The following is a 12,150-nucleotide window of genomic DNA, read 5'->3' on the forward strand; positions in this document are numbered from 1 at the left end:
TGTTCATAGCCTGGATCAATTTTGGCCAACCCTCAAACATCTGGCAGTAAGTGTGAGGACAATTGCGGCAGCAACTGGAATATTAATCAGAAAATACTTTGACATTGCGTCATTTATATGCAATCAAATTTGCTCAAGCCTCTCAATGGTTCTTCAATAGCCGCTGGATCGATGTCTATAGACAATCAGCAAAATTTAGCGTCTGTTGTGGAAACTCAAGAAATGGAGCCAGCTGCCAAACAATCGAGCCATGCTTCGGGGAATTATTCTAGAAGAGTGTCGAACGAACCGCCGCCAGAACGTGTAGTCGAGTTGTTACGACAAACTTTAGAGCGTCACCGAGGCGATCGCCAGCTGGTGCTACTGCAAGATTTTCCCGATCCAGATGCTCTTTCTGGAGCTTGGGCGTATCAACTTATTGCTAAGCAGTACAATATCCAGTGCGAAATTGTCTATGCTGGTACTCTTAGCCATCAGGAAAATATTGCTCTGGTTAAACTTACGGGTTTACCTGCTAGACGCTGGGGTATCCAGAGCCTGAAGGAAAAAGATTTATCGGTGTATCAGGGATGCGTTTTGATTGATAATCAAGGCACTACTTGTCAATTACTGCCTCTGGTGCAACAGGCTGGCATCCCGATTATGGTTGTGATTGACCATCACAGTACCCAGAACGAACTCAACGCGGAATTTACAGATATTCGCCCTAGTACCAGAGCTACTGCCACGATTTTAACTCAGTATCTCCAGGCGGGTTTACTGAAGTTGGATAGCAGTGTCAGCGATCACGTTAAATGCGCTACGGCGTTGATGCACGGGTTAAGGTCGGATACTAACCGACTGATGCAGGCGCAGGAAGAGGATTTTCAGGCGGCGGGGTATCTGAGCCGATTTTATGATGCTCAATTGCTGAATGCAGTTTTGCAGGCTTATCGGTCTAAGCGGGTGATGGATGTGATCGAGCGATCGCTTACTAACCGCAGCGTCCAGAATAACTTCTCCATCGCTGGTGTCGGCTACCTCCGCTATGAAGACCGAGATGCCATCCCCCAAGCGGCAGATTTTCTAGTAACAGAAGAAAACGTCCACACTGCTGTCGTTTACGGGATTGTCCACGACGAAGACGAAGAACTCGAAGTCGTCATCGGTTCTCTGAGAACCAGCAAACTTACCCTCGACCCTGACGAATTTATCAAAGAAGCCTTTGGGCAAGACAGTCAGGGACGCTTCTTTGGTGGTGGTAGACTTTCAGCAGGCGGCTTTGAAATCCCCATGGGATTTTTGGGCGGCTTTAATGAAAATTCCGAGTACGCCAAGATAAAATGGGAAGTTTTTGATAGCCAAATCAAGCAAAAACTCCTCCGCTTGGTCAACCCCAAAGATAACCTACTTCATGGAGAGTAAAGGTTGGGGAGTGGGCAATAGGATTACCAATGACCACGAAACTATACTTAATTCGTCACGGAATCGCAGCCGATCCATCTGAGTATGAAAGCGATCGCGATCGCCCCTTGACAGCCGTTGGGCAGCAAAAAACTGGTAAAGTAGCAAAACGGCTGCAAGAGTTGGATCTGCATTTTGACCTGATTCTCACGAGTCCCCTAGTCAGGGCGCGTCAAACTGCCAAAATTCTCTACCACACTAATCTGAGTTCCCATCTCGAAGAATCAAACCAGCTTGCTCCCGGTGGAAATATCCATACTTGGATCAACTGGTTAGAAGCATGGCAAAACTCAGGCGGTTCCCAGTTAGCGCTAGTTGGTCATCAACCAGACTTGGGAAATTGGGCAGAAATCTTGGTTTGGGGTAATGTCAAAACAACAATCATCCTGAAAAAAGCAGGAATTATCGGGTTAAACTTGCCATCTAGCGGTTCGCCCATAGGTAATAGCGAACTATTTTGGCTGACAGCACCCAAGCTGTTACTGTAATGCCGATAAAATAATTCTGGTAAAAAGGGCGACCGATACATCCATTTTTGGTAAGTTACCCTGAAAATGTTTCACTCACCCAACTGGTAGTAACATGACTGTCTGCGAGTATAAACCAGGTCTAGAAGGCATTCCGGCTGCCCAATCCAGCATCAGCTACGTTGATGGTAAAGAGGGGATACTGGAATACAGAGGCATTCGTATCGAAGACCTCGCAGAAAAAAGTACGTTTTTGGAAACGTCGTATTTATTAATTTGGGGTGAACTCCCGACAAAGGAAGAACTCGAAGCCTTTGAAAGTGAAATTCGTTACCACAGGCGGATTAAATATCGCATCCGGGACATGATGAAATGCTTCCCCGAAACCGGACACCCGATGGATGCGCTACAAGCCTCAGCAGCGGCTCTAGGACTGTTTTACTCCCGTCGCGCCTTGGATAACCCAGCTTACATTCGCCAAGCCGTGGTGCGCCTTTTAGCAAAGATTCCGACAATGGTGGCGGCGTTCCAGCTGATGCGGAAAGGTAACGACCCGGTGCGTCCTCGCGACGATCTCGACTATGCTGGCAATTTCCTATATATGCTAAACGAGCGGGAACCCGATCCGCTGGCGGCTAGGATTTTCGATGTCTGTCTGACGCTCCATGCAGAGCATACGATGAATGCTTCCACCTTTTCAGCTAGGGTAACGGCTTCGACTCTGACTGACCCCTACGCAGTAGTAGCCTCAGCTGTGGGAACTTTAGCAGGCCCTCTGCATGGTGGAGCGAATGAAGAAGTCATCACCATGTTAGAAGAAATTGGCTCGGTGGAAAATGTCCGCCCTTGGCTGGATAATTTGCCGCCCAAGTCTAAAATTATGGGCTTTGGTCATCGCGTCTACAAGGTGAAAGATCCGCGAGCAACAATTCTGCAAAGTTTAGCAGAGCAGTTGTTTGAGAAGTTTGGACACGATAAATACTATGACATTGCCGTGGAGTTGGAAAAGGCAGTCGAGGAAAAATTAGGCCCAAAAGGAATTTATCCAAACGTAGATTTTTACTCTGGTTTGGTTTATCGGAAAATGGCAATTCCCACAGATTTGTTTACTCCGGTGTTTGCGATCGCTCGCGTAGCTGGTTGGCTTGCTCACTGGAAAGAACAGCTCGGAGAAAACCGCATCTTCCGTCCTACCCAAATGTACACTGGCGATCGCGGAGCTGCCTATATCCCCATCGACCAGCGCTAGATACAAGTTAAAACAAAAAATTATTTCTCATGTAGAGACGTTTGGAAACATCTCTACATTTTTTTTGATGGGTGCCACAATTATTAATAAGAAAACAAAAATTTAATTCAGGGAAACTCTTCCAGGTATAGCTTTGTAGCTTCTTTCAAATTGGAAATAGCTTCTTCAATCGTTTCCCCTTAGTCCAACAAAGCGATCGCGCTTTTTTATAGACTAGACCAGATGAGCGATCGCGCTTTACAAAAAAGGGGGGAAGAGAAAGCGATCGCTCTTTCGATAGATGAAATCTAATGGACTTTGAGTATAAGTGTGGTTCCGCCCTTCAATCTCTCGTATTTTCTGTCGCCTTCGTTATGTAACGGAGAATCAAGTCAAAATCTTGGCGAATTTCTGCGAGTTGTTTTACCCAGGTGTTTGAAGATGCGATCGCGCTCTCTTCCTGCTGACGAGCTGCTGCAATTTGCTTCTCAATCTCTCCATAAACCTGTACTTCAACTTTCCGTAGTTCTTCTTCTACCTGACCTTCGAGGTCTTTAGCAATGGCGATAAACTGACTGGTGATTTCGCGGCGTGCTTCAGCCAGTTTCTTATCTAATTCTTCTTCCTTTTTTACTGCACGCATATCCATTGCCACTGAAACTATACCCAGAATTGGCCCTACAACCATAGCTACATTAGCTATATCTTTAGCAATGTTGACTGCTTGCCAGGGTTTAAAGTCAAATCCTATAAGTTTCCCAATAGCATAAACACCATGATGAAGATTGCTCCCCGCTGCATTGGAGGCGTGTAGAAAGCCTTGTCCAGATACCGTTGATACTCTCCCTGCTGCTAAATCGGTTAGTTTACTTCCTACTGTCTTGCCAATCTTTTCGAGCTGCTTAACTTGATTCATTAGTCGCTCGAAGTCAGCATCGGACTCCACATTTCGAGTAGATACTTTTTGGTTGACCTCTAAACGTGCGACAAAGGCTTGAGTTAAGTCACCCTGGAGTACCTCTTTGACTTCTTCTCTGAGAGACTCGACTGCTACCTTTACAACCTCTTCCAGTTCTGTTCCCACTTTCTCATAATGTCCTTTGACATTATTTTCCGCCTGGTCGGATAGAGCTTTGATGTCCTCTTTGCCCCCTACAGCAGTAGCAAGGACTGTTCCCTCTTTGGCAACTGCTGATGACAGACGTAGTGCTATGCTTCTAACCTTGGTTCGCAGGCGATCGCGCTCTCTTCGTACTGTACGAGATAAACGTGCAAGCACTTCCAAGAAAGCTGAGTCTTCGCTAGAGTTGCGAGTAAAACTCAACTGAGCTTCATCAACACAACTTAGCGCGATTCGGACTGGTGTATCGTAGCGGGTAAGTGCTGCACGGCGTTCTACAAAATTATTCAGTGCATCAATATAAGTTTGGAATCGGCTGACTTCAAGTAAAAACTCGTCGTCTTCATCCACACCTTCACAGTAGTCTTTAGCATCTATGTAACAGATGGGAAATTCATCGAGATTGTAAGGCTTAAGTGCCTCGGCAAGACTTTTACGATAGTTGGTAATCTTTTGCTCTTCTTCTCCTGCTTCATCAGACATTTTGTTGATGACCAGCATCATTTTCCAGCGATAGCCCTTTTCATAGGCTAATTTCTTGAAATTTTCTGCTGTTAATGAGTCAAACAGCATATAAGTGAGGCAGAAAACCAGTAAGTCTGATTTGTTGATAGCCTCATAAGTAATTTCATCATGATCCTTGCGGTCTGTAAAAAGCCCAGGTGTATCTATCAGCTTGATGCCGTTCCAGTCATAACTGGCTGTTTTGTCAGTAGCAATATCGGCATCGATATGAATATCCCGTCGTCCAGTGAGGGCAGAGATAATGGTAGATTTACCTGCGCTGTACTGCCCCACAAAGGCTACTCCGAGAATTCCCTGCTCCCGATACTCTTTTAATTCCTCACGCAGCTTTTTACGGATAGCTGTTAGTTCTTCATTGTTTCCCTGAGCCAGCAAACTATCGAACCTTACACAGGCATTCTTGAATTTAGCTCCAACAGCAGCGGCATTGAAGTTTTGGTTACTCTGAGTCATGGTTAATTTACTCCTATGTTTCAAGATTTGACAGGTAGGATGGAAACGTCCTCTTGGAGGACTTGTTTAATATCGTCTAAGGATTTTCGTAGCTTAAATTCGGACTTAGTTTGGATACTCATGCTTCGTCCAAAATCACGTTTTACTTTGGAGATAATTCTGTTGATACCCTCATCAGTCAGAGGTTCATGTTGTTCGCAACACCAGTCAATGATTCGCTTGGCATAAGCACGATTAAGATAATTAGTCGTCCCCGATAACTTATTTTTGGCGGTTTCAAGCTGTGTGGCGATCGCATCTAACCCCTTAATCAACTCTTCAAAGTAAGTATCGATGTTGGCTAGAACTTCATCGCAAGACTTTTTGAAGTTCTCCTCAACCTTCTGGAGAGTATCTTTCTTCTGACTACTGAGTTGATTGGACAACGAATCGGAGATTTTTGTTACAGCCTCGCGTCGCTTTTGATCTTGAGATTTAAAGAAATCTGAAAATAGACCAGCAAGAAAACCTACCCCTATGAATAACCATCCGATAGGAGCTAAGGGAGTGAAAAAGAGGAGACTACCAACTAACCCTAAAATACTTCCTCCAATTTTCATGGCATGACGCATAAAAATATCTGAATCTTGCTCAGTAAAATTGAAACTACCGCCACCCAGTTGTGCAATGAGTTGCAATTCCTTCCCAACTTCTTCCAGTGCTTCTGTGACTTCCTTGTTGAATGTTTTACTGACATCCTTATAGACTGTATCAATACGCTCCTCAAACTTTATGTCCTTAAGTTTTTTGTTCCAACCGCGCTTCATGCCTTCTTCATTAGAGTTCCACTGGTCTTCTGCAAAATAAGAGATGGCATTGAAAGCATCTTCAAAGACTGCTTCTATCTGATGATGCAAAGATTCTAGAGAGTCTTTTTCTGCTTTTTCGATGTTTTTTCGGATAGTCTCACGCTTGTTTTTTAGCGTATTTGCCAACTTTTGATAAACTTGGGCTTGTTGTGTCACCCATTTGTCAGGATTCTCAATTGCGCCTACTGTAGAACCGAGCAGAGTTTGCGATCGCCTAATCACCCCATGCTCAACCAAAGACACGCGAATTGAGTCCAGAAAATCTTGCATCCTGCTGGCTTTGAACAGCTTGTCTTTACACTCTTTGTGTTCTGGTTCGCGGGAAAGCTGCGCCGCAAGAAGCAAGACAGGAACGATGTCGAAGTAGTCGTTAGCATAATGTTGTTTGGCGTAGCGATGAATGCGCTCGATGTGTCCGCCAAGACCGCTTTTACCGTCCATAACGAACAGTTTATCAGGTTCCTTTAAGAAATGCTCCAAACGTCGAGAGTCGCGCAGGTTATTTTTGACATTAAGTAAAACAATTAGTGGCTTGGCTTTTTCCTTTAACAGTTTCAAAAACTTAAACTCTGTTTCTTGGATACTATCATTTGTTACCACATAACAGATAACATCAGACTCTTCAATAACGCTTTGGGCAATTTCTTCATCAGTCTTGCCACCAGGAGCGCCAATTCCCGGAGTATCAATAATGCGGATATTCTTCCACTCATATACCCGATTAAAACGAGTAGTGCGCTGTTTGCCTACACCAATAGCATCCCAACCTTCACCAGTAACAATGGCGTGGAGAGTGCTTTTGCCAGCCTTGGTTTTACCCATGAAGGCGATGCTGAAATGATTGAGAGCGCGTTGCTTTGCCGCTAGTGATTCACGTACACTTTCAATCTCTTTGATAATTTCAATTGTGAGAGCTTTTTTCGTTATTTCAAGTTGCTTTGCTACCTCCGTTGCAGTTTTCGCTTGACCCTTACTTGTCTTGCTCTGGATTGCTTGTAGTTGGTCATGGATGCCTTTCCCCAAGTGATTAAGTGCTAACCCAGATGCTTTAAGAGCAACTTCTGCAAACTTGTAATCTTCATGAGCAATCGCCGCACACTGCCGAATAGCATCATCATATTCAGGCCCCGCTAAAAGGATTTCCCTTTGCAATTTTTCAAGTTGTACTCCGATATTTTCCGGGGCGATTTCTGCCAACTTGCTCACCAATGAGCGTGACAAAATGGACTCTGCCCCTTTTAGTAAACGCGCACCGACAGACAGTTCTGGTTTATCGTTGTCATGGCTGATAGAGTGGTTAGCAGTAAAGCCTTGTGCTTCTTCTATAAGCCGTTGTATTGTCTTTGCAGACCAGTTCCAAATCTGCCCTACCTGCTCAATCATCTCGCGCTCTAACGGTGAAAAGAAACCGTCAATGTACGCCAGCGCCAGGATTTGCCGCATTGCTTCATTTTGTTTACTAGGCGACACTCTACGAGCTACATCCTCGATAGCAAGCAGGTGTTCGTCTTGGGCGAGGATTTTCTCCATTTCTTCGATGGTGCGTTGTCCCATCCTGCTCTGGCTTGCAAGTTCGTGCAGAGCTTTCGCCTCTTTACTATGAATCTGTTGATCGGCACACACCATGTGTGTCACCAGCAAAAATGAGTAGTCTATTTCCTGGTCAGCTGTTGTGTTTGGGGCAGACATCTATCTCTCCGGGGGTGTTGTACATAAAACAGAGTTTGAGCCAGGGCTGTTAAATTTCTTTATGGCTGTTCCTAGCGATGCTGTTCAGCGATGCCTTTGGGTTGTAGTTGGCGGTTAATTAGGGATGCGATCGCTTTAGCATCTCCAAGCTTTGCGAGTTTTAGAAGATTTGGCTGAGTCATAACGAATAGAGGTGAGGAGCGATAAAAAACTAGCTTCTATTTAAGGATTCCCAGCGCTAATCGATAAATCGCTATTTCTCAGAAGTTTTTGCGTGTTAGCGTGGTAGCTATCGCTCTGATTCACTATCACCCAGTAAAGTAAGCAAAGAATCTCAACCCACGCTTACCATTGGATTACGATAATATTTGCAAATATCTGGCAGAACAGTACCCAGCCGAGTTCGTGCGCTGGCTACTCTCAGATGAAGCTACCGAAATTCAGGTACTCAAAACTGAACTTAGCACCGAACCGATTCGCGCCGATTCTCTCACACTGTTGCAAACTGCCAACCAAATCCTGCACATAGAATTTCAAACCCTGCCAGCATCAGAGCCACCACTACCATTTAGAATGCTCGACTATTGGGTGCGACTGTATCGACAGTATCGCTGTCCCATTGAGCAAGTCGTGATTTTTTTAAAGTCCACTACCTCAGAAGCTGTCTTTACTGAGCAGTTTGCGGCAACAAACACCAGGCATAGCTACCGAGTCATCCGCCTGTGGGAGGAAGACCCGGCTCCACTTTTGGCAAACACTGCCTTGTTGCCATTGGCTACGCTAGCTAGAAGCAACACTCCCAACGCCTTATTAGAGCAGGTCGCAGCCCAGATCGATATGATCGAAGAACCAGAGCAACGGGGGAATCTCGCGGCTTGTGTCGAGGTGCTGGCTGGTTTGCGGTTTGAAGAAAGTTTAATTCGCCAACTTTTGAGGGAGGAAATTATGCAGGAATCAGTAACGTATCAAGCCATCATCCAAAAGGGAGTGCAACAAGGCCTGCAACAAGGAAAGCAAGAAGGAAAACAAGAGGAGGCGCGATCGCTTGTCCTGCGTCTGCTAACCCGTCGATTTGGTGCTGTTGACCAAGAACTGCAAGAGCAAATTGGGACATTATCCGTCGCGCAGTTAGAGGAGTTGGGCGAGGCGCTGTTAGATTTTCAGACTGTAACGGATTTAGTTGTTTGGTTGGATGAGCATTGCTCATAGCGCCCTAGAGCATCAAGAGCAAGCGATCGCACTTTACACATCCATCTGAATGCGATCGCTGGCTGCTCACATACAATCTCTTAACCAAATTGATAAGTAGAATTTCTCATGCGCCGCGCTGGGCTGGATACTCTGCAACGATATACTAAACACTGGGGTCGTAAAAAAATCTTCACAATAGAAAAGATAGACAGATTCGACACCCGGTGTCTCGAATCAGCTCAGTAATTACTTAGCGATGGCTTTCATGAACCCAGGCATTGACCTACAAGGAACTTTTATCCAATCCCTCAAGGATTTGGGCATCCCATCTGGTGCTGCCAAAGCGATTTGGATGCCGCTACCGATGTTTTTGATGATCATTGGTGCCACGGTCGGCGTTTTGGTAGTTGTATGGCTGGAGCGGAAAATTTCTGCTGCCGCTCAGCAGCGTATTGGCCCAGAATTCGCCGGCCCGTTGGGCGTTTTACAACCAGTAGCCGATGGTCTGAAGCTGGTTTTTAAAGAAGATATTGTACCAGCCAAGACTGACCGCTTGCTATTCACCCTGGGGCCGATTATCGTCGTTATTCCAGTGTTTTTGTCCTATTTAATTGTGCCATTCGGACAAAACCTGGTAATTGCTAACATAAGCGTAGGGGTCTTTTTGTGGATTGCGCTTTCCAGCATTGCCCCGATTGGCTTGCTGATGTCTGGCTATTCGTCAAACAACAAGTATTCGCTGCTAGGTGGCTTGAGAGCAGCAGCGCAGTCGATTAGTTACGAAATTCCGCTGGCGCTGTCCGTATTAGCGATCGCTATGATGTCTAACAGTCTTAGCACCATCGACATCGTAGAACAGCAATCTGGCTACGGAATTTTCAGCTGGAACATCTGGCGACAACCCGTAGGATTCATCATCTTTTGGATTGCAGCCTTAGCAGAATGCGAAAGACTTCCCTTTGACTTGCCAGAAGCAGAAGAAGAATTGGTTGCAGGTTATCAAACCGAATACTCAGGAATGAAATTCGGTTTATTTTACATTGGTTCCTACGTCAACCTCGTTCTGTCTGCCCTACTGGTAGCAATTTTGTATCTGGGCGGCTGGGAATTCCCTATTCCCATTGAGATGTTAGGCAGCTGGCTGGGATTCAATGAAGCGAGTCCCATGTTGCAGGTAATTGATGCCTCGCTGGGAATCACAATGACTCTGCTGAAAGCTTACTTCCTCATCTTCATTGCCGTTCTACTTCGGTGGACTTTACCTCGCGTTCGCATTGACCAATTGCTTAATTTGGGTTGGAAATTCCTGCTGCCAGTATCGCTGGTAAACCTACTATTAACGGCAGCGCTAAAACTCGCATTTCCTGGTGCTTTTGGTGGCTAGTCCGATTTTAAATTTTAGATTTTAGATTTTGGATTAGTTGTGATATCCAAAATCATCGGAGACCCAGAAACTCCTTCGCCCCCGCAAAATCCAAAATTATCGGAAGACCAAAAACTCCCACCTCCGCAAAATCCAAAATTGGAGAGAGAGAGACACGAACAATGTTGAAGTTCCTCAAACAAGTTGGCGATTACGCTAAAGAAACTGTCCAAGCGGCTCGGTATATTGGTCAAGGATTGTCCGTGACTTTCGACCATATGCAGCGCCGTCCAATTACTGTGCAGTATCCCTACGAAAAACTCATTCCCTCCGAGCGTTTCCGGGGTAGAATTCACTTTGAATTTGATAAGTGTATTTCCTGCGAAGTCTGCGTGCGGGTTTGCCCGATAAATCTGCCAGTGGTGGATTGGGAATTTAACAAGGAAAGCAAAAAGAAACAGCTCAAACACTACAGCATCGACTTCGGAGTTTGTATCTTTTGCGGTAACTGCGTAGAATTCTGTCCGACTAATTGCTTGTCGATGACTGAAGATTACGAGCTTTCTACCTACGACCGTCACGAATTGAACTATGACAACGTGGCACTCGGTCGTCTACCGTATAAAGTCACGCAAGACCCGATGGTGACACCGCTGCGCGAACTAGCCTACCTGCCGAAGGGTGTCATGGAGCCGCACGACCTACCGCCTGGTTCGGTTCGCGCTGGTCAGCGTCCAGAGGAAATTCTGGAACAGATGGAAAAATAAAAGTCAGTGGCTAATTGCTCATGACTAATGGCTAATGGTTTTTATCAATTAGCCATTAGCCACTAGCAATTAGCAATTAGCAAAGGACAAAAAGCAGTGAATCTAGCAGAAGGCGTTCAGATTGTTTCGTTTGGCTTGCTGTCGGTGATGATGATTGGGGCAGCATTAGGAGTAGTGTTGTTTTCTAGTATTGTCTACTCAGCATTTTTGTTGGGCGGAGTATTTATCAGCATTGCTGGTTTATACCTTCTCCTGAATGCAGATTTTGTATCAGCGGCGCAGATTCTCATCTATGTTGGAGCTGTTAACGTTTTGATTTTGTTCGCCATCATGTTGGTGAACAAGCGGGAAGATTTTACACCCATTCGCAATCGTTGGATTCGTCAAGGTTCAACCGGATTGGTATGTGTCGGTTTGTTTGCGCTTCTGGGAACGATGGTGGTAAGAACTCCTTGGGCTTTATCCAGCTTACCCCATTCTGTTGAAAGTACCATTGTGCAGCTGGGTGAGCATTTTTTCAGCGACTTTTTGCTGCCATTTGAGTTAGTTTCTGTACTGTTGTTGATGGCAATGGTGGGCGCAATTATTTTGGCGCGTCGCGAATATATTCCAGAAGAAATAGTCTCCGAACTAGCTCAAACAAAAGCTTTAACTTTGCAAGAACGTCCCCGCGAACTTTTGACGGTAGGCACTGAAAGCACAAAACTCCCCGTAGATACCAATACATAGAACCAAAGAAAACTCATGCAACTGCAACTTCAGTATTTTCTAATATTAGCCGCTGCCCTTTTCTGCATCGGCATTTATGGCTTGATTACCAGCCGCAACGCAGTGCGGGTGCTGATGTCGATTGAATTGATGCTGAATGCAGTAAACCTGAATTTAATGGGGTTTTCTAATTATCTAGATCCCCAGGAAATAAAAGGTCAGGTTTTTACTGTTTTTGTGATTACAATTGCGGCGGCTGAAGCTGCTGTTGGTTTGGCAATTGTGCTTTCAATTTACCGCAACCGCGAAACGGTGGACATGGAGCAGTTTAATTTGCTCAAGTGGTAA

10 protein-coding genes and 1 pseudogene are annotated in these 12,150 nt (G+C 45.3%); 8 read left to right on the forward strand and 3 right to left on the reverse strand.

Annotation, left to right across the window (positions count from 1 at the left end; all coding sequences use genetic code 11):
• The first annotated feature begins 117 nt into the window (after nucleotides 1-117).
• The 3 genes from NDI42_RS05025 to NDI42_RS05035 all read left to right on the forward strand — a co-directional run bounded on the left by NDI42_RS05025 (nucleotide 118) and on the right by NDI42_RS05035 (nucleotide 3,159).
• Nucleotides 118-1,404 (forward strand): bifunctional oligoribonuclease/PAP phosphatase NrnA, encoded by a 1,287-nt coding sequence (locus NDI42_RS05025; protein ID WP_190458421.1) that lies wholly within the window; start codon nucleotides 118-120, stop codon nucleotides 1,402-1,404.
• 29 nt (nucleotides 1,405-1,433) lie between these two features.
• Nucleotides 1,434-1,931, forward strand: coding sequence for a phosphohistidine phosphatase SixA (sixA, locus tag NDI42_RS05030; protein ID WP_190458423.1), 498 nt, complete (start codon nucleotides 1,434-1,436; stop codon nucleotides 1,929-1,931).
• 94 nt (nucleotides 1,932-2,025) lie between these two features.
• A complete protein-coding gene (locus NDI42_RS05035) occupies nucleotides 2,026-3,159 on the forward strand; it encodes a citrate synthase (protein ID WP_190458424.1) in 1,134 nt (377 codons plus the stop codon).
• A 107-nt stretch (nucleotides 3,160-3,266) separates the two neighbouring features.
• Here NDI42_RS05035 and NDI42_RS05040 read toward each other — a convergent pair.
• The 3 genes and pseudogenes from NDI42_RS05040 to NDI42_RS05050 form a co-directional block, all read right to left on the reverse strand.
• Nucleotides 3,267-3,338, reverse strand: a pseudogene (locus NDI42_RS05040) (type II toxin-antitoxin system HicB family antitoxin); the annotation flags it as partial.
• A 143-nt stretch (nucleotides 3,339-3,481) separates the two neighbouring features.
• Complete coding sequence (locus tag NDI42_RS05045; protein ID WP_190458425.1) at nucleotides 3,482-5,236, reverse strand: GTPase; 1,755 nt, start codon at nucleotides 5,234-5,236, stop codon at nucleotides 3,482-3,484.
• 20 nt (nucleotides 5,237-5,256) lie between these two features.
• A complete protein-coding gene (locus tag NDI42_RS05050) occupies nucleotides 5,257-7,773 on the reverse strand; it encodes a GTPase (RefSeq protein ID WP_190458428.1) in 2,517 nt (838 codons plus the stop codon).
• Nucleotides 7,774-8,124: 351 nt separating this feature from the next.
• Here NDI42_RS05050 and NDI42_RS05055 point away from each other — a divergent pair, with 351 nt between their 5' ends.
• From NDI42_RS05055 to nuoK, 5 genes are all read left to right on the forward strand, one after another.
• Nucleotides 8,125-8,982, forward strand: coding sequence for an Rpn family recombination-promoting nuclease/putative transposase (locus tag NDI42_RS05055; protein ID WP_190458430.1), 858 nt, complete (start codon nucleotides 8,125-8,127; stop codon nucleotides 8,980-8,982).
• A 247-nt stretch (nucleotides 8,983-9,229) separates the two neighbouring features.
• Nucleotides 9,230-10,348 carry an NADH-quinone oxidoreductase subunit NuoH gene (gene nuoH, locus NDI42_RS05060; protein ID WP_190458431.1) on the forward strand — a complete coding sequence of 373 codons (1,119 nt, stop codon included), beginning with the start codon at nucleotides 9,230-9,232 and terminating at the stop codon, nucleotides 10,346-10,348.
• Between the two features lie 164 nt (nucleotides 10,349-10,512).
• Nucleotides 10,513-11,094 carry an NAD(P)H-quinone oxidoreductase subunit I gene (ndhI, locus tag NDI42_RS05065; RefSeq protein WP_190427539.1) on the forward strand — a complete coding sequence of 194 codons (582 nt, stop codon included), beginning with the start codon at nucleotides 10,513-10,515 and terminating at the stop codon, nucleotides 11,092-11,094.
• 96 nt (nucleotides 11,095-11,190) lie between these two features.
• Nucleotides 11,191-11,823: an NADH-quinone oxidoreductase subunit J gene (locus NDI42_RS05070; protein ID WP_190458433.1), complete on the forward strand. Its 633-nt coding sequence runs from the start codon at nucleotides 11,191-11,193 to the stop codon at nucleotides 11,821-11,823.
• Between the two features lie 21 nt (nucleotides 11,824-11,844).
• Entirely contained in the window at nucleotides 11,845-12,150 is a 306-nt protein-coding gene (gene nuoK, locus NDI42_RS05075; protein ID WP_190427538.1) for an NADH-quinone oxidoreductase subunit NuoK, read from the forward strand.

This window comes from Funiculus sociatus GB2-C1, assembly GCF_039962115.1.
GTDB classification, from domain to species: domain Bacteria; phylum Cyanobacteriota; class Cyanobacteriia; order Cyanobacteriales; family FACHB-T130; genus Funiculus; species Funiculus sociatus.

Bases quoted from the DNA above. Each gene is read 5' to 3' on its own strand.
- sixA (WP_190458423.1), top strand. From the start codon at position 1,434: ATGACCACGAAACTATACTTAATTCGTCACGGAATCGCAGCCGATCCA.
- NDI42_RS05050 (WP_190458428.1), bottom strand. From the start codon at position 7,773: ATGTCTGCCCCAAACACAACAGCTGACCAGGAAATAGACTACTCATTT.
- NDI42_RS05025 (WP_190458421.1), top strand. From the start codon at position 118: ATGCAATCAAATTTGCTCAAGCCTCTCAATGGTTCTTCAATAGCCGCT.
- NDI42_RS05045 (WP_190458425.1), bottom strand. From the start codon at position 5,236: ATGACTCAGAGTAACCAAAACTTCAATGCCGCTGCTGTTGGAGCTAAA.
- NDI42_RS05035 (WP_190458424.1), top strand. From the start codon at position 2,026: ATGACTGTCTGCGAGTATAAACCAGGTCTAGAAGGCATTCCGGCTGCC.
- nuoH (WP_190458431.1), top strand. From the start codon at position 9,230: ATGAACCCAGGCATTGACCTACAAGGAACTTTTATCCAATCCCTCAAG.